The 17,677-nt window shown below is 70.0% G+C and carries 17 protein-coding genes; 7 read left to right on the top strand and 10 right to left on the bottom strand.

The features are described from left to right. Positions 1-117: 117 nt before the first annotated feature. From G5C60_RS19715 to G5C60_RS19675, 9 genes are all read right to left on the bottom strand, one after another. Entirely contained in the window at positions 118-711 is a 594-nt protein-coding gene (locus G5C60_RS19715; RefSeq protein ID WP_241266920.1) for a GTP-binding protein, read from the bottom strand. Beyond that, entirely contained in the window at positions 692-1,069 is a 378-nt protein-coding gene (locus tag G5C60_RS19710; RefSeq protein ID WP_165261067.1) for a DUF742 domain-containing protein, read from the bottom strand. Before G5C60_RS19710 ends, G5C60_RS19715 begins: the two co-directional genes overlap by 20 nt. 8 nt (positions 1,070-1,077) lie before the next feature. Next, positions 1,078-1,527: a roadblock/LC7 domain-containing protein gene (locus G5C60_RS19705; protein ID WP_165261064.1), complete on the bottom strand. Its 450-nt coding sequence runs from the start codon at positions 1,525-1,527 to the stop codon at positions 1,078-1,080. A 3-nt stretch (positions 1,528-1,530) separates the two neighbouring features. Then, positions 1,531-4,047, bottom strand: a complete 2,517-nt coding sequence (locus tag G5C60_RS19700; RefSeq protein ID WP_165261061.1) for a nitrate- and nitrite sensing domain-containing protein — start codon at positions 4,045-4,047, stop codon at positions 1,531-1,533. A gap of 275 nt (positions 4,048-4,322) precedes the next feature. Beyond that, complete coding sequence (locus tag G5C60_RS19695) at positions 4,323-4,724, bottom strand: Zn-ribbon domain-containing OB-fold protein (RefSeq protein WP_165261059.1); 402 nt, start codon at positions 4,722-4,724, stop codon at positions 4,323-4,325. Beyond that, positions 4,721-5,872 (bottom strand): thiolase C-terminal domain-containing protein, encoded by a 1,152-nt coding sequence (locus G5C60_RS19690; RefSeq protein ID WP_165261056.1) that lies wholly within the window; start codon positions 5,870-5,872, stop codon positions 4,721-4,723. Before G5C60_RS19690 ends, G5C60_RS19695 begins: the two co-directional genes overlap by 4 nt. A gap of 4 nt (positions 5,873-5,876) precedes the next feature. Then, entirely contained in the window at positions 5,877-7,454 is a 1,578-nt protein-coding gene (locus G5C60_RS19685; protein ID WP_338145868.1) for an AMP-binding protein, read from the bottom strand. A 40-nt stretch (positions 7,455-7,494) separates the two neighbouring features. Beyond that, positions 7,495-8,985, bottom strand: coding sequence for an aldehyde dehydrogenase family protein (locus G5C60_RS19680; RefSeq protein WP_165261050.1), 1,491 nt, complete (start codon positions 8,983-8,985; stop codon positions 7,495-7,497). 82 nt (positions 8,986-9,067) lie between these two features. Beyond that, a complete protein-coding gene (locus G5C60_RS19675) occupies positions 9,068-10,210 on the bottom strand; it encodes an acyl-CoA dehydrogenase family protein (RefSeq protein WP_165261047.1) in 1,143 nt (380 codons plus the stop codon). Positions 10,211-10,436: 226 nt separating this feature from the next. Here G5C60_RS19675 and G5C60_RS19670 point away from each other — a divergent pair, with 226 nt between their 5' ends. The 7 genes from G5C60_RS19670 to G5C60_RS19640 all read left to right on the top strand — a co-directional run bounded on the left by G5C60_RS19670 (position 10,437) and on the right by G5C60_RS19640 (position 16,847). Beyond that, a complete protein-coding gene (locus tag G5C60_RS19670; protein WP_165261044.1) occupies positions 10,437-11,192 on the top strand; it encodes a glucose 1-dehydrogenase in 756 nt (251 codons plus the stop codon). 13 nt (positions 11,193-11,205) lie between these two features. Next, on the top strand, positions 11,206-11,982 hold the full coding sequence (locus G5C60_RS19665; protein WP_241266919.1) for an enoyl-CoA hydratase/isomerase family protein: 777 nt from the start codon (positions 11,206-11,208) through the stop codon (positions 11,980-11,982). A gap of 107 nt (positions 11,983-12,089) precedes the next feature. Next, positions 12,090-13,244 carry a CoA transferase gene (locus G5C60_RS19660; protein WP_165261041.1) on the top strand — a complete coding sequence of 385 codons (1,155 nt, stop codon included), beginning with the start codon at positions 12,090-12,092 and terminating at the stop codon, positions 13,242-13,244. Between the two features lie 53 nt (positions 13,245-13,297). After that, a complete protein-coding gene (locus tag G5C60_RS19655) occupies positions 13,298-14,209 on the top strand; it encodes an SDR family NAD(P)-dependent oxidoreductase (RefSeq protein WP_165261038.1) in 912 nt (303 codons plus the stop codon). After that, the gene (locus tag G5C60_RS19650) at positions 14,206-14,748 is read left to right on the top strand and encodes a DoxX family membrane protein (protein ID WP_165261035.1); all 543 of its coding nucleotides are present in this window, start codon (positions 14,206-14,208) and stop codon (positions 14,746-14,748) included. The genes G5C60_RS19655 and G5C60_RS19650 overlap by 4 nt, the downstream gene beginning before the upstream one ends. 48 nt (positions 14,749-14,796) lie before the next feature. Further along, entirely contained in the window at positions 14,797-15,954 is a 1,158-nt protein-coding gene (locus G5C60_RS19645; protein ID WP_165261032.1) for an acyl-CoA dehydrogenase family protein, read from the top strand. Positions 15,955-15,995: 41 nt separating this feature from the next. Continuing rightward, the gene (locus G5C60_RS19640; RefSeq protein ID WP_206439727.1) at positions 15,996-16,847 is read left to right on the top strand and encodes a class I SAM-dependent methyltransferase; all 852 of its coding nucleotides are present in this window, start codon (positions 15,996-15,998) and stop codon (positions 16,845-16,847) included. A 118-nt stretch (positions 16,848-16,965) separates the two neighbouring features. On the opposite strand, the gene G5C60_RS19635 is transcribed toward G5C60_RS19640, so the two are convergent. Continuing rightward, on the bottom strand, positions 16,966-17,677 hold a 712-nt coding region (locus G5C60_RS19635), incomplete at its 5' end, for an acyl-CoA dehydrogenase family protein (RefSeq protein WP_165261029.1).

Genomic DNA, 17,677 nt, shown 5'->3' with positions numbered 1-17,677 from the left:
ACCACCGCGGCGACCATCCGACGCACTCACCATTGGCCCCACCTCCCGCCCGGCCCGCAGGACAGAGCGCTCGAACACCGGCGAGGACCATCGTACTCTATTAGATAACTATTTAAGCTAGGTTATCGAGATGGCGATGAGATGCTCGACCAGGGCGAGCAGCAGATCGCGGCCCACCGTCTTCTGGCGCATGTCCCCCATCACCAGGGGAACTCCCGGGCCGAGGGTCAGTGCTTCACGGACCTCCTCCTCGGTGCGGTCCATGCGGCCGTGGAAGCAGTTGACGCCGACCACGAAGGGAACGCCACGGCTCTCGAAGAAGTCGATGGACGCGAAGCTGGACTCCAGGCGTCGGGTGTCGGCCAGGACGACCGCGCCGAGGGCGCCGTGCACCAGGTCGTTCCACATGAACCAGAAGCGCTCCTGGCCGGGCGTGCCGAACAGGTAGACCACCAGCCGGGGATGCACGGTGATACGGCCGAAGTCCATCGCCACCGTGGTGGTGGACTTGTTCTCGATGCCTCCGACGTCGTCGACGCCCACACTCGCGACGGTCAGGTACTCCTCGGTGCGCAGCGGCGTCACCTCGCTCACCGCGCCGACCAGGGTCGTCTTGCCCACGCCGAAGCCGCCGGCAACGAGGATCTTGACCGCCGCGGGGGCCGCGCCCATGCGGGTGTCGTCGGCCAGGTCAAAGTCGGCGAAGACCATCTCTCACCGCCTGAAGAACTGTCATGTCCAATTCGCTTCCTGCCGCCATGGCGATCGGCGGACGTGTCGTCACTTTGGCGAGCACGACCAGATCGTCGATCAGAATCTTCGTCACCGACACGGGCAGATCCAGTTCGGCGGCGATTTCGGCCACCGCCGAGGGTCTGCGGCACTGCTGGAGGATCGCGCGGTGCTCGGGTTGCAGACCGCGGGAACCGGTCCGGCCCGGTTCAGGTTCGGCGGTCGTCACGAGGGTGATGAGGGTGAGGTCATCGCGTGCCGGAGCCGTCCGGCCCCGGGTGATGGTGTACGGCCGTACGGACAGCGCCTCCGCGTCGTCCGACCCCAGTTCGTCCATCCAGTGGCTCACTCACGTACACCGCCCTCGGGAGCGGGACCGAGGCGCGCCTCGGCGCCCAGTCGCCGTCCCACCTGCTGCATGAGCTGGTGCATGGCCACGGCCATCAGCTCGGCGTCGACCTCCTGAGACGCCACGACGGCCAGGTGGGTGCCACTGCCCGCGGCGGAGATGAAGAGCCACAGGTCGGTCATCTCGACGATCACCTGGTGCACCGAACCCCCGCCGAACAGGGTCCCGACGCCCCGGGCCAGGCTCTGCTGGCCGGTGGCCACGGCGGCGAGCCGCTCGGCGTCGCGCCGCGCGATGGAGCGGGACTGGCTGACCACCAGCCCGTCGTCGGACAGCACGATGGCGTGCTGAGTGCCGGGGACCTGTTCGACGAGGCCGTCCAGCAGCCAGTCGAGGTCCTGAAGGGTGGCCGTCGTCCGCTGTGCGGGAGTCGTTCGCTGTGTCATGGGTCAGTCTTCCGTAGGGATCCGTCGTTGGAGCGGCAGAACTTCGGTGGAGCCGTGGCCGCCGGGGCCGTGACCGCCGGGACCATGGCCTCGTGCACCGAGGTCTTCGGCGCTGTCTTCTCCGGGGCCGTGCTCTCCGGGACCGTGCTCTCCCGGGCCGTGGACTCCGGTGCCGTGCTCTCCGTGGAGAGCGCCCTGCCGGGCCATCCGGGACTGACGCTGGAACGCGCCGATCGTCGCACCGGAGCGGGCCGGCGGCACGGACAGCCGGTGCTCCGTCCGCTCCGTCCCCACGTCGGCCGGATGTGCCCGCACACTCGCGGCCGGGTCCCGCAGTTCGTCGACCAGACTGGCCATGCGTACTCGTTTGGGCAGCGGTTCGACCATCTCCGGGGCGTTCACCGGCGGTGGGCCGCCCTGCACATCGGCAGGAGGCGGCGACCCGAACCACGGCCCGTTCCGGACCGCGGCGGCGGACCCGGTCACGCCGACGTGGCTCGTCTCGGCACGGCTGACGTGCGGGGGTGGCCCGTGCGCAGCGGCCGGCCCGTGCGCGGCGGTCGGCAGGGTCGCCACCACCAGGTCCGGGGTCGGCCAGACGGAAACGCCGGCGCGGTCCGGCCCGGGCCCGGTCCCTGTCCCGGTTCCTTCAGGGCTCTCGGAACTCTCGGGACTCTCGACGACGAGTTCGACGGGGATGAGCACGACCACCCGGGTGCCGCCGAACGACGAGGGCCGCAGCTCCACCTGGATGCCCAGCACCTGCGTCAGCCGCGCGACCACATAGAGGCCGAGCCTGACGTCGTCCGCGTGCGACATGACGTCCATACGGGGCGGCTCGGCCATCAGCCGGTTCGCCTCCTCGTACTCCTCGGCGGTCATTCCTATGCCGCGGTCCTCGATCTCCACCGCGAGACCGCGCCCCACCCGGGCCGCGTACACCTCCACCGGGGTCGGCGGCCTGGAGAACCCCACCGCGTTCTCCATGAGTTCGGCGAGCACATGGACCACCAGGCCGACCGCGCGCTCGGACAGCCAGACCTGGCCCTCGACCTCGATCTGGATCCGCCGGTAGTCCTGCACCTCGCTCTGTGCCGAGCGGAGCACATCAAGTACCAGTACGGGCTTGCGCCAGCGCCGCTGCGGCTGACCGCCGCCGAGGATCACCAGGTTTTCCTCGTATCGCCGCAGGCGGGCGGTCAGATGGTCGAGGTCGAAGAGGCCCTCGAGGACCTCCGGGTCCTCGTGCCGGCGCTCCAGCTCGCTGAGCTTCTTCATCTGGAGGCCGATGAGCAGCTGCGTGCGGCGGGCGATGCGCTGGAGCAGTTTCTCGAATCCGCGGAACTGTCCGACCTGAGCCATCGTGGTGTCCAGCGCGCTGTGGCGGGCCTGGTTGAGCGCCTGTCCCAGCTGGCCGAGCTCGTCCTGGCCGTGCTGGATCGGCGGGAGTTCGGCGTCCGGGTCGACGGGCTCTCCGCGCCGCATGCGGTCGACCACGTCCGGCATCCGGGTCTGCAGATCCAGGGCGGCCTGCCGCAGGGCGAAGATCCGGCGGCGCAGCATACGGGTGAGCAGCGCGCTGACCAGCACGACGACGATCACGGCCACCGCACCCAGCACGCTCGCGGCGATCAGCCGCGTCACCATCGCCTCCAGCTCCCTGTCCGTGGCCGCGGTCAGGGTGGTCGAGTAGGCGGCGTTGAGTTCCTGGAGGCGCCCGGTGATCTCTCCGACACCGGCGCTCCACGTCTTGCCGAGCTTGGCGGGGAACGCGTCCGAGCCGGACCCGGAAGCGACGCCGCGGAGCACGTCCTGCTCGACCGAGGTCTTCCCCTTCCACGTGTCGCCCGCCATCAGCTCCTGGTACTGCTTGGCCTGGTCATCGGGGAGGAGCGCCACGACCTTGTTGTCGTAGATGAACCGCTGGGCGCCGATCCATCCCGCCAGCTGGCCCCGCTCGGCGCCGGAGAGTCGTCCGGTCACCGAGCCGCGGGTGAACAGGGCGTTCTCGCGCGAGATCATCTCCATGCCCCAGACCGAGTCGATGGCCGGTTTGGCGAGGTACTCGATCTCGGCGAGACCCACATGGCTCAGTACGGTGAACAGCTCTAGGTCGGTGGAGATGAGGCCGGTGTAGCGGTCGAACGTCTGCTGCTGGGAAGCGGTCCGCTGGTCCACCCCGGCCCGGTAGTCGGCCAGTTGGCGCAGATCCCTGCCGACCTCTTCGACGTTGCGGCGAATGTCGTCCGGGGCGCTCCACCCGCTGCCGGGCAGTTCCTGGACGCTCTTCACCGTCGCGTCGGTGCGCAGGCGCTGCTTGCGCAACTCCGTCCGGTAGGCCCCCGGATCGGCCAGCGCCGCACCGCTGAGCCGTCGTTCCTCCTGAAGGCTGAAGAAGGCGGCCATGATCGGACGTGCGGCCTGGGTGGACGCGTCGTTGCGTTCCTTCTGCTGCCGCCAGTCCCCGTACAACTGCGCGGAGGTCGTCGCCCAGAGGGCGAGCAGGGTCACGCTCGGCACCAGCGCGAGGATGAGCAGAACCGTCCGCAGGGACAGCTGCCGTCTGACGACTTTCTCCGTAGGGCCTTGAGGTTTCTCCGTAAAGCCTTGAGGGTCTTGCCTCTTTGACGCACGCGCATGCACTGCCACTGAGGTCCCCAGTGATGCTAGGAGTGACAGGCCGCTCCTATGGGCCCGCACGATGACGCGCAGATGCTATCGCCTAAAAGAGTCATCTCAATACACTTAGTGATTTTCGGTGTTTGAAATGTGACCCGATGGCGATCGGCGGCAGCTCAGGGCAGGTTCGGTACGAAATAAGGCAGGGTGATCTCGTCCGTGAAGGGGCGGAAGTCCACGCGGACGGGCAGGCCGATGACGACGCCGTCCGGGTCGCCGGCGTCCACATGGGACAGCAGGGTGCCGCCGTCGTCCAGGTCGATCACGGCGAGCGCGAAGGGTGTGTCGAAGCCGGGACCGGGCGCTCGGTGCACCACCGTCACCGAGTAGACGGTCCCCCGGCCCGCGCTCGGCTCATAGCGCCAGTCCCGTGACATGCATCCCGGGCATGCGGGCTCCGGCACGAAGAACCGCAGGTCGCAGGAAGGGCAGTACGGGATGACCAGTTCGCCGCGCCGGGCCGCCGCCCAGAACGGCTCCGACAACTCCGTCGGCACCGGAACAGGCCTGCCGTTCATCGGGTCCTCCCCAGCACGCTCATCTCGTAGTGCTGCGCCCCTGACCCGGCGTTGCCGACGACGGCCAGCTCCGCGTCCGTGATCTGGTGCACGGCGGTGCCGCGCAACTGCCGTACCGCTTCGACGACTTTCAGCGTCATCTGCTGGGTGCCGTTCCACGCGTACGACAGACAGCCGCCGTCCGGGTTGACGGGATGCTTGCCCCCCACGGCGATGGCCCCGCTCGCGGCCAGCGGCCCGCCCTCGCCCTCGCCGCACAGCCCCAGGGCCTCCAACTGCCGGATGATCTCGAAGGAGTTGGGGTCGTAGAGGGAGAAGACGTCCACGTCGTGTGCGCCGATCCCGGCCATCGCGTACGCGCGTGTGGCGGCGTCGCGGCCTAGCATCCCCACCTCGCGGTGGAGCGCCGGATTGGCGTACGCGGCCTGGTGGTACTCCATCGCGCCGCCGAGCACGGCGACCGGCGGGTGCGGCAGGTCGCGGGCCCGTTCGGCGGTGGTGACCACGAGCGCGGCGCCGCCCTCGCCGACGATGCAGCAGTCCAGGAGGTGGAAGGGGGTGGCGACCATGCGGGAGGCGAGTACGTCGTCGGCGGTGTAGGGGCCACGCCCGTACATCATCGCCTCGGGGTTGGTGGTGCCGTTGTTGCGGATCGTGGCGGCGACCTCGGCGAGCTGGCGGGAGGTGGTGCCGTACTCGTGCATGCGCCGGGCCGCCACCAGCGCGAACTGGGCGACGACATAGCTGCCCCAGACGTCGGTGAACTCCAGCGGTACGCCGGCGCCGACCGGTCCCACGCCGCGCGAGACCAGCTTGCAGCCGCCGACCACGACGGTGTCCGCGAACCCGGCGCGCACGGCGGCCGCCGCCTTCAGCAGGCCCCGGGAGCCCGCGTTGTCGAGCATCGAGTCGCTGGTCCAGCGCAGGTCCCGGCCCAGCATGCGGGCCCAGGAACTGCCCTCGCCCGGTACGCCGCCGGGTCCTGGCCAGTCGACCTGCGCCCCGTCGATGTCCGACAGCTCCAGACCGGCGTCCGCCACCGCACCCCGCACCGCTTCGAGGGCGAGGTCCATGGCATCCCGATGAGGAAGGGACAGGGCCTGCTCCGTGGCGTACACACCCGCGACGACGGGCTGACGGCCGGTCACGGTGTCACCGTCCCGCGCCCAGTGTGTCGCCGCCGGGGTAGCCTCCGCCGCCGAACCGGGCGTCGAGCGCGTCGTAGTCCTTGGCGTAGCCGCCGGTGCGGGGCAGGGCGTCGATGAACTCCACCGTCTTGGGCTTCTTGTACGAGGCGATACGGGCCCGGCAGTGCTCGATGATCTCCTCGGCCGTGACCTCGGTGTCGTCCCGCAGGACGACGACGGCCTTGACGTCCTGGGCCCAGCGCTCGTTCGGGACGCCGATGACGGCGGCCTCCTTGACGGCGGGGTGCGACTCGATGCAGTTCTCGACCTCGGCGGGGAAGATGTTCTCGGCGGCGGACTTGAGCATGCGGGTCGTCGTACCGAGGAAGCTGATGGTGCCGTCCGCCTCCCGGCGCCCCAGGTCCGTGGTGTGCCACCAGCCGAAGCGGAAGCGTTCTTCGTTGATCTCGGGCCGGTTCCAGTAGCCGAGGTGCACGAGGTCGCCGCGGACGCAGATCTCGCCGGCCTCGCCGACCGCGCACTCCTTGCCACCGCTGTCAAGGATGCGTACGGCGGTGAACGGCCCCGGCCGTCCCGCATTGCCCGCGCCCGTCCCGCCATAGGCTCCGGTGACGGCGAACCCGGTCACCTCGGTCTGCCCGTAGCCGCGGCCCTCGCCGCCGCCGTTGCGGGTGAAACGGCTGGTGTCCGTGGGCACCGTGCCCTCCCACACCGGTGCGGCGACGCTCGCTCGCAGGTGGGACAGGTCGTGGCCGGCTTCGCGGTTGAGCGCGACGAGTTGCGCGATGGTCGGGGGCATCAGATACGCGTGTGTGCAGCGCTCGGCGGCCAGCAGCGGGAGCAGTTCCTCGGCGATCACGCGGCGGACGACGACGTTCTTGCCGCCGTGCACGAAGGCGGGGACGCCCCAGAACTGGTAGTTGCCGATGTGGAACATGGGCCCGGCGCCCAGGAAGGCGGTCTCCTGGCCGATGTCGCCCATCCAGGCGGCGCTCGCGCCCATCGCGAGCAGATTGCGGTGGGAGAGCATGGAGCCGGACTGCCGCCCGCTGATCGCCGCGGTGTAGATGACGAGGAGGGCGGAGTCGGGGTCCACGTCGATCTGAGGATCCTCGGGAGAACCGGTGGCGAGGAAGGATTCGTACGTACCCTCACCCTCACCCTCGGCATCGTGGCGCAGCCACAACGCCCGGTGGTCGCTGCCCAGTTCGGCCCGCGCCTTGGCGACCGTGTCGCCGATCTCCTCGTCCTGCCAGACGATCACGCGCGGGTCGAAGTCCTCGATCGCGTACGCCATCTCCGGGGCGGCCCAGCGCCAGTAGCCGGGGCAGACCATGGCGCCGGTCTTCGCGGCGGCGCCGAGGAGCTCCCAGATCCGGAACGAGTTCTGGCCCAGCCACAGGATCCGGTCGCCGGGTCCGACCCCGGCGACGGTGAGCGCGTCGGCGAGCCGGTTGGTGCGCTCGTCCAACTCCGGCCAGGTCAGCCGGACTTCGCCGTCGACCAGGGCGATCGCGTCGGGGTATGAGCGGCGGTGCTCACGGATGAGATCGCCGAAGGTCAGACGACGGGCGTGATTCACTGAACTCACTCCTGAATGTGAGGCTCCGTCAGGCACGGCGTCAGGCACGGCTGATCCCGACGCCCTTGACGCTGATGAACTCCTCCAGCCCTGCCCTGCCGCCCTCGCGGCCGAATCCGCTGATGCCGACGCCGCCGAACGGCGTCGCGGGCGAAGTGATGGGGTTGGGGCCGGGGTTGACGTAGACGGTCCCGGCCTTGAGGCGCGGCACGAGCCGGTTGACCCGCCCGATGTCGCGGGACTGGATGTAGGCGGACAGTCCGTACTCGGTGTCGTTGGCCAGCGCGACCGCCTCCTCCTCCGTGTCGAAGGGGGTGATGGCCAGGACCGGACCGAAGATCTCCTGCTGAGCCAGATCGCTGCGGTTGTCGACGTCGGCGAACACGGTCGGGGTCACGAAGTACCCGTCGGACTCGATGCGTTCCCCGCCGTACACCAGTCGGCCGGCCTCACCGGCGATCGCCTTGTCGATCACGTCCTGAACCCGGTCCCGGGCCACGGCGTTGACCAACGGGCCGATGTACGTGGTCGGTTCGAGCGGATCGCCGACGGGCAGATGCGCCACGACGCCGGTCACACGCGCGACGACCTCGTCATAGATGGAACGCTCGACCAGCAGCCGGGTCGGGAGCGCGCAGCCCTGGCCGGTGTTGCTCATGGCGAAGGCGGCGCAGTACGGGACGACGCTGTCCAGGTCGGTGTCGGCGAAGAGCAGGTTGGCGGACTTGCCGCCGAGTTCGAACAGGACGGGCTTGAGGCTGCGGGCCGCGGTCTCCATGATGCGGCGCGCGGTGGCGGGCCCGCCGGTGAAGGAGATCTTGTCGATGCCGGGGTGGGAGACCAGGGCCTCGCCCGCGTCGCCGAGTCCGGTGACGACGTTGATGACGCCGTCGGGGATACCCGCCTCGCGGGCAAGGTCGGCGAAGAGCAGCGCGGAGAACGGGGTGTTCTCGGCCGGTTTGATGACCACGGTGTTGCCGGCGGCGAGCGAGGGCGGGACCTTCATCGCCAGCGAGAGCGCGGGTGAGTTCCAGGTGATGATGTGGCCGATGACGCCGTACGGCTCGGCGATGGTGTACTCGACGTTCTCGTGCGGGCTGTAGGCGGCGCCCACCATGCCCTCGATCTTGTCGGCCCAGCCGGCGTAGTACTCGGTCCAGTCGGCGACGTGCGGTCCCACGTTCTCGGCCCAGCCGCCTATGCAGACGCCGTTCTCCAGGGGGCAGATCGCCGCGAAGTCCTCGATGTGGTCGCGGATCAACTGCGCGAAGCGGGTGAGCAGGCGGCGCCGTTCGGCCGGGCGCATGGTGCCCCACACCTCGAAGGCCTGCCGGGCGGCGGCCACGGCCTGGTCCACCTCGGCGGGGCCCGCGAGCGGGATGTGGGACTGGACCAGGCCGGTCGCCGGGTTCCGGTGCTCGTAGAGTCCGCCGCTCGTGTCGGTGACGTCCTTGCCGCCGATGACGAGCCGCGGCAGCGGCAGGTCCTGCTCGGCTCTCTCCTGGTGCAACTGCACATCGACCGTGACCACGGATGCCTCCTCGAGCCGTCACCGCATCTCGGGTAAATAGCTAACCTATTTATCCAAGACAGTCAATGGATCCACCAGGTGCTCACAGTCCCAGCGAGCGCCCGATGATCTCCTGCATGATCTCCGAGGTTCCGCCGAACACCCGCTGGACCCGGCTGTCCCGCCAGATGCGGGCGATCTCGTACTCATTGACGTAGCCGTAGCCGCCGAAGAGCTGCATACAGCGGTCGATGACCTGCCAGCCGGTCTCGGTGGTCCAGTACTTGGCCGCGGCGGCCTCGTCGGCCGTCAGCTCGCCCTCGACCAGCGCCATGATGCAGCCGTCCAGATAGACCCAGGCCACGTTGAGCTGGGCCTTGATGTCGGCGAGGGCGAAGCGGTTGGCCTGGAACTCGCCGATGGGCCGGCCGAAGGCGGTGCGGGTCTTGGCGTACTCCAGGGCCAGTTCGAAGGCCCGCTCGGCGGAGGCGAGCGCGGCGACCGCGATGGCCAGCCGCTCGGTCGGCAGGTTGCCCATCATGTGGTAGAAGCCGCGCCCCTCCTGCCCGATGAGATTGCCGGCGGGGACCCGGACGCCATGGAAGAAGAGTTCGGCGGTGTCCTGGGCCTTCATGCCGACCTTGTCGAGCTTGCGGCCCCGCTCGAAGCCTTCGGTTCCGCGCTCGACGACGATCAGGCTGATGCCCTTGTGTCCGGCGTCCGGGTCGGTCTTGCAGGCCACGATGACCAGGTCGGCGAGGATGCCGTTGGTGATGAAGGTCTTGGAGCCGTCGATCACCCACGTGTCGCCCTCGCGGCGGGCGGTGGTACGGATGTTCTTGAGGTCGGATCCGGCTCCCGGCTCGGAGAGGGCGAGCGCGCAGATCGTCTCGCCGCTGATCACTCCGGGCAGCCAGCGCGCCTTCTGCCCCGGGGTGGTGAGGTGCATCAGATAGGGCGGGATGACGTCGTTCTGCAGCCCGAGGCCGATGCCGACCGAGCTGGTGGCGTGCATCTCCTCCGCCATGATGGCGTTGTAGCGGAAGTCCCACAGCCCCTGACCGCCGTACTCCTCCGGGAACTGCCAGCCGATGAGCCCGGCCTTGCCCGCGGCGGCCCACGCCTCCCGGCTCACCTGGCCATCGCGCTCCCACTGCTCGGCGTACGGAGCGCATTCGCGCAGGTAGTACGTCCGGGCGGTGCCCCGGAACAGCTCGTGTTCCGCGGTGAAGATGGTACGGCGCATGCTCGGCTCCACTCGCACATCTCGCTTATTTAACTGAAGTAGTTATACGATAGCGCTGTATCGACAGCCAGGCGAGTACGAGTACCGGGTAAGTGGAGCCGTAGGGGCGCTGCCGGTGTCGAGAGGACGAGCGCGCGGAGGCCCGAAGGGTTGAGCACGGTCGGCCTCTCGACACCGGCTTAGAGCGCCCCGGAGGCGAACCGAAGATGCTGCGGGTGGAGGACATGTGAGCGGACGGGACAAGGTGGCGCTCGTCACCGGAGCGGGACGCGGCATAGGCGAGGCGATCGCCGACCGGCTCGCGGCACAAGGGACCGCCGTCGCCGTCTGCGACCTGGACCCGCAGGCCGCCGACAAGGTCGCGGCCCAGCTCGCCGAGCGGTACGGCGTGCGGGCGACCGGAGTCGGCGCGGACATCTCCGACGGTGCGGCCGTGAGCGCCGCCGTCGAGCGCGTGAGCGCCGAACTGGGCCCGGTGGACGTCCTGGTGAACAACGCGGCCATCGACGTGATCGGGCGTTTCACCGACAGCCGCGAGGAGGACTGGGACCGCATCATCGCGGTCAACCTGCGCGGCACCATCACCATGACGCGGGCCGTACTCGACCCGATGATCGAGCGCGAGAGCGGCCGGATCGTCCATATCGCCTCCGACGCGGGCCGTGTCGGCTCCTCCGGCGAGGTCGTGTACTCGGCGACCAAGGGCGGCGTCATCGCCTTCGGCAAGGCGCTGGCCCGGGAGGTCGCCCGGCACGGCATCACCGTCAACAGCGTCTGTCCGGGTCCGACCGAGACGGCGCTGCTCGGCCAGGTCGCCGAGTACAGCCAGAAGATGTACGAGGCGACGGCTCGGGCCATTCCGCTGCGCCGTATCGCCCAGCCCGCCGACATCGCCGGTGCGGTGGCCTTCCTCGCGTCCGACGACGCCGCGTACATGACCGGGCAGACGCTCTCGGTCAGCGGCGGACTCACGATGGTCTGAAAGGGCTGAGCTGATGAGCGTGCTGCGCGTCGAAGTACGCGGCGGATTGGCCGTGTTCACCCTTGACCGGCCGAGCCGGCTCAATGCGATCGGCTCCGAGACCGTCGGCCTGTTGCGGGACGCGCTGGAGCGGGTCCGCGAGGACGAGGCGGTCCGGGCGCTGGTGCTGGCCGGGGCGGGCCGGGCCTTCTCGGCCGGGGCCGACCTCGACGAGATGGAGTCGTTCACGACACCCGGGCAGTTCCGTGCCTTCGTGGGGCGGCTGACCGAGGCGTACGCGCTCCTGGAGGACTTCCCCAAGCCCTCGGTGGCGGCGCTGCACGGATTCGCCTTCGGCGGCGGTCTGGAACTCGCCCTCGCCTGTGATCTTCGAGTGGCGGAACACGGCACCCGGCTCGGGCTGCCCGAGATGAAGCTCGGCGTGCTGCCGGGCGCGGGCGGCACACAGCGGCTGCCGCGTCTTGTGCCTCCGGCGATCGCCAAGCAGATGATCCTCACCGGCGAGCCGATCGACGCGCAGCGGGCCTGGGACCTGGGTTTGGTCAACGAACTCGCCGAGCCCGGTGAGGCGTTGAAGGTCGCCGAGACGCTGGCCGCGCGGCTGGCCGCCGGTGCGCCGCTCGCGCTCGCCGCGGGCAAGCGCCTGATCGACTACGGGGTCGGCATGGACCTGGAGACGGCGATCTCGTACGAGCGGGAGACCGTCTCGGTGCTGTTCTCCACCGAGGACCGCGCCGAAGGGCTGAAGGCGTTCCGTGAGCGGCGTCCCGGGGAGTTCCGCGGCGTGTAGCAGCCAACGGGTGCAGCAGCCAACGGGTGCAGCGACCAACGGGTGTAGCGGCCAAACGGGTGCGGCGGCCGATCCGACAGATTCGAACCGGTGTGGAGGTGGGGGCCGTGCGGCCACTGGAGGGCTTTTCCGTGGTCGAGCTGGGCATGTGGGTGGCGGCTCCGGCCGCCGCCACCATGCTGGCCGACTGGGGCGCGGACGTGATCAAGGTGGAGGCGCCGACCGGTGACCCGAACCGCTACACGCTGCGGCACGTGGGTCAGGACATCGACAGCGCGCCGCCCTTCGAGACGGACAACCGGGGCAAGCGCAGTGTGGTCCTCGATCTGCGGTCCGAGGAGGGCAAGGACGCGCTGGAGCGGCTGCTGGAGCGCGCCGACGTGTTCGTCACCAACCTCCGTCCGGGCGCGTTGGAGCGTCTGGGCCTGTCCCCGGAGGAGATACGTGTCCGCCATCCCCGCCTGGTCATCGGCACTTTGACGGGCTACGGCTGGACCGGCGAGGAGCGGGACCGGGCCGGCTACGACGTCTCCGCGTTCTGGGCGCGACCCGGTATCGCCGCGATGCTGAACCCGGCCGGTGAGCCGCCGCCCGGCATCCGCCCCGGCCTCGGCGACCGTACCGCCGCCGCCAATCTCGTGGCGGGCGTGCTGGCCGCGCTGCTGCGCCGGGCGCGTACGGGCGAGGGCGGAGTGGTGGACGTGTCGCTGCTGCGCTCCGGGACGTATGCGAACGGCAACGATCTCGCGCTGCAGAACTTCTTCGGCAAGCGCGGTCGCACCCGGCCGCGTACCGAGCACGAATCCCCGCTCTACAACAGCTATCAGGCCGCCGACGGACGCTGGTTCTGGCTGGTCGGTCTGGAGGGCAACCGGCACTGGCCCGGAGTCATCAAGGCGCTCGGCCGCGAGGACCTGGGGACGGATGAACGGTTCGCGACGGGCAAGGCCAGGCGCGGCCACGTACGGGAGCTGATCGCTGTCTTCGACGAGGAGTTCGCGAAGCTGCCGCTGGCCGAGTGGGCGGTGCGTTTCGACACGGAGGGCGTGTGGTGGGCGCCCGTCCAGACGCTGGCGGAGGTCGCCGCGGATCCACAGGCCGAGGCGGTGGGGGCGTTCGTCGAACAGCCCGGCATGGGTGACGCGCCGCCGCTGCGGACGGTGGCCACACCTGTCGGTTTCTGGGGTGTGGACGAGAAACCGCGGGCGGGTGCGCCGACGCTCGGCGAGCACACCGACGAAGTGCTCGGCGAACTGAGCTGACTCAGCAGGCAAGCAAGCTAATTCAACTGATCCAGCTGATCTGGAGGTACGGCGTGGGCATCCTCGACGACAAGGTCGCGATCGTGACCGGTGGCGGGCGGGGCCTCGGCCGCGCGCACTGCCTGGCGCTCGCCGAGGCCGGGGCCGCAGTGGTGGTGAACGACCCCGGCGCGGGCGTGCACGGCGAGCAGACCGGCGACTCCCCCGCCGACGAGGTCGTCGCCGAGATCACCAAGCTCGGCGGCCGGGCGATCGCCAACCACAGCTCGGTCACCGACTGGGCGGCGACCGAGGCGATGGTGGCGGACACCGTCGCGGAGTTCGGCCGGCTCGACATCGTCGTGAACAACGCGGGGATCGTGCGCGACCGCATGCTGTTCTCGATGAGCGAGGCCGAGTTCGACGCGGTGATCGCCGTCCATCTCAAGGGCACCTTCGCGCTGACGCGGCATGCGTGCGCGTACTGGCGTGAGGCGTCGAAGCGGGGCGAGCGCGTCGCCGGTCGTGTCATCAACACAACGTCCGGTACCGGCCTTTTCGGCAACCAGGGCCAGTCCAACTACGCCGCCGCGAAGGCCGGGATCGCCGGCCTCACGGTCGTCACCGCGCTGGAGATGCGCCGCTACGGCGTCACCGCGAACGCCATCTCGCCGATCGCGACCACGCGGATGACCGAGGGCCTGGCGGTCGGCACCTCACAGCCGGCCGTCGACGGCTTCGACCCCGGTGATCCCGCCAACGCCTCCGGCGTCGTCGTCTACCTGGCCTCCGACTCCTCGTCCTGGCTGACCGGCCAGGTGCTGCGCATCGAGGGCAACCGGCTCAACCGCCTCCAGGGCTGGACGGTGGCCGGTGTGCACCCCAGCCGGTCAGGTGAGGCCCTCACTCCCGAGGAACTCGTCGAGGCCGTACCGCAGTTGTACGGTGCCGCTCCCGCGGGCCGGGCCACCGGAGTGGGCCAGTGAAGGCCCGGGGCGGCGACGTCGCGGCGCTGCTGCTGCGCGCGACACTCGGCCCGATGCTCTTCGCACACGGCTGGAACAAGGTCTCGGGGCCGGGTGGTCTGAAAGGCACCACGGGCTGGTTCGAGGCCCTCGGGCTGAAGCCCGCGGAAGTGCACGCGCGGATGGCGGCGGGAACCGAGATGGCGGCGGGCGTCGGCCTCACCCTGGGCGCCGCGAACCCGCTCCCCGCGGCGGCGACCGTCGGCCTGATGGCCGTGGCGGCCCGGACCGACCACCGGGGCAAGGGTTTCTTCGTCTTCAAGGGCGGCTGGGAGTACGTCGGAGTCGTCGGCGGCGCTGCCGTGGCGCTGGCCGCTCTCGGCAACGGCCGGTACTCGGTCGACGGGCTGCTGAGGCGGCAACGCTCGGGCCCGGGGCCCGCGTTGCTGGCAGCCGGGGTGGGTGCGGCGAGCGCGGCGGCACTGCTCGCCGCGTGCTATCGGCCGGCAGAGAAGCCGGACGAACAGCCGGACCAACAGCCGGACGAGGCAGATCAGTGAACAGGAACCAGGCCAGTCACAGAAACCAGGCCAGTCAAGGGAGACGACATGGACGCTGATGACTTCGGCGCGGTGCTGTCCGAGGTCCGGCGCTTCGTCCGGGAACGCGTCGTGCCGCTGGAGGCGGAGATCGACGAGACGGACGAGATGCCGGCGGACATCCGTGAGGCGGCGAAGAAGATGGGGCTCTTCGGCTTCGCCCTGCCCGAGGAGTACGGCGGTCTTGGCCTTTCGATGTACGAAGAGGCCCAGCTGATGTTCGAGCTCGGCTACACCACTCCGTCGCTGCGCTCGATGTTCGGCACGAACAACGGCATCGCGGGTCATGTCCTCATGGTCGGCGGCACCGAGGAGCAGAAGGCGCACTGGCTGCCGCGGATCGCCTCCGGTGACGTACTGGCGTCGTTCGCGCTCACCGAACCGGACGCCGGCTCCGACCCGTCGACGCTGACCACACGGGCGCATCGCGAGGGCGACGAGTGGGTGATCAACGGAGCCAAGCGGTACATCACCAACGCCCCGCTCGCCGACGTCTTCATGGTCTTCGCCCGCACCGACCCCGACGCCCCGCGCACCCGGGGCATCTCCACCTTCCTGGTCCCTGCCGGTACTCCGGGCCTCACGGTGGCGCCGAAGGACCACAAGATGGGCCAGTTCGGCGCCTGGACGGCGGACGTCTACTTCGACGACGTACGCGTACCGGCCGGCGCCCTCGTCGGTGGCGAGGAGGGCCTGAACCGGGGCTTCGCCACGGCGATGGGCTGTATCGCGCACGGGAGGGTGCACATCTCGGCCCTGATGGTCGGCATGGCGGAGCGCCTGGTCCACGAGTCGGTCGCGTACGCGAGCACGCGCAGGCAGTCCGGGAAGATCATCGGTTCCTTCCAGCTCGTCCAGGGCCTGATCGCCGACTCGATGACCGACTACTACGCCGGACGCGCCACGGTCCTGGAGGCGGCCCGGGGCTTCGACGAGGGCGAGGACACCAAGATCGGACCGTCCTGCACGAAGTACTTCGCGAGCGAGATGGTCTGGCGGGTGGCGGACCGCGCGGTGCAGATCCACGGCGGCGCGGGCTATATGCGCGGGGTCGCCGTGGAGCGCTTCTACCGCGACGCCCGGCTGTTCCGCATCTACGAGGGCACGAGCCAGATCCAGCAGGTCATCATCGCGAAGGCACTGCTGGGCGAGGCCGCGCGCGGCTGAACCCGCCCGCCGAGGTGTTCGCTGTGTGCCACTCTCAGCGCATGACCGAAACCATGCCGAACGGCGAGGACGGCCTCGCGCTGAACCGTGCGCTGTGGGACCAGCGTGCCCGCATCCACGGTTCGACTCCCTCGGACAGGTTCTACGACGTCGAGTCGTTCCTCGCCGGGCGCCAGACGCTCTATGCCGTCGAGCGTGAGCTCGCGGGTGACGTCACCGGGAAGGATCTGCTCCATCTGCAGTGCCACTTCGGGATGGACACGCTGAACTGGGCTCGTCTGGGTGCCCGGGTCACCGGTGTCGACTTCTCACCGGTGGCGATCGAGCGGGCGCGGCTGCTGGCCGGACGAGCCGGTCTCGAGGCCACCTTCGTCGAGGCCGACACCCAGCGGCTGCCCGCGCGGCTGGCAGGCCGTTTCGACCTGGTCGTCGCCACCTACGGGGTGCTGTGCTGGATCGCCGACGTCAAGGCCTGGATGCGCGGCGCCGCCATGGCACTGAAGCCCGGCGGGAGCCTCGTACTGGTGGACCTGCACCCGGCGTTCCAGACGGTCGCCTCCCTCGATCCGCTGGTCGTCGACTGGCCCTACGGCGGGGGCGAGCCCCAGCACGAGACGGAAACCGGAACCTACGCCGAGCCGGGCCTGGCGACACCGGCCCAGGACACCGTCCAGTACCCGTACTCGCTCGGTGAGATCGTCACCGCGGCCGCGGAAGCGGGCCTCACCACACAGCACCTGGGCGAACACGTCGCCACCGAGATCGACCCCCGCGGCTTCCTCCGCCAGAGCGAAGACGGCCTGTACCGGCTCCCGTTCGGGGACTCCCACCTGCCGGTCCTGTACTCGCTTCGCGCGGAATCGCCGGCCCCGGCCCGGTACCGCGCCCCGTAAGGGGCGCGGGGCTGTATCAGATATGCGGCTTCCGCCGCGTGGGCGCGACCAGCCCCCACCGGCCCGCAGCCTCATGACTGCGCTTCCAGCGGAGCGCTTGGGCGGCGCAGCGGTTCGGTCAGATGCCGAGCCGGTCGAGCAACCGCTCGTGGTACACCGCCGGGCCCCCGAACAGGAGTTGGGAGGACTTGGCGCGCCGGAAATACAGGTGGGCGGGGTGTTCCCAGGTGAAGCCGATGCCGCCGTGGACCTGGATGTTCTCCATCGCCGTGAACATGTATGCCCGTGAGCAGGCCACGTGTGCCACGCCCGCGGCGACGGGGAAGTCCGGGGAGCCCTCCGCGGCGAGCCGGGCGGCCTCGCGGGCGGCGGCCTCGGCCAGTTCCACCTGGACGAGCATGTCCGCGCACTTGTGCTTGACCGCCTGGAAGGAGCCGATGGACCGGCCGAACTGGTGGCGGGTACGGGCGTAATCGGCCGCCGTCTCCAGGCAGCGGCGGGCGCCGCCGGCCTGTTCGGCGGCAAGCCCGACCGAGGCGATGTCCAGGACCTTCGCCATGATCCGGCCGCCGGCTCCGTCCGCGCCGACGCGTGTCGCGGGGACGGCGTCCAGCGTCAGCCGGGCCATCGCCCGGGTGGCGTCCAGCGTCTCCATGGGCTCGGCGGTCAGGCCGGGCGCTGTGCTGTCGACGGCGAAGAGCGAGGGACCGCCGACGGTACGGGCGACGACCAGGACCAGATCGGCCGTCGTACCGTCGATGACGAAGCTCTTGCGTCCGGTCAGTCTCCAGCCGCCCTCTCCACTCTCACCCTCACCCTCCCCCTGCCCC

Source organism: Streptomyces scabichelini, assembly GCF_011045015.1.
Taxonomy (GTDB): domain Bacteria; phylum Actinomycetota; class Actinomycetes; order Streptomycetales; family Streptomycetaceae; genus Streptomyces; species Streptomyces scabichelini.
This window is presented reverse-complemented; position numbering and strand designations above follow the sequence as displayed.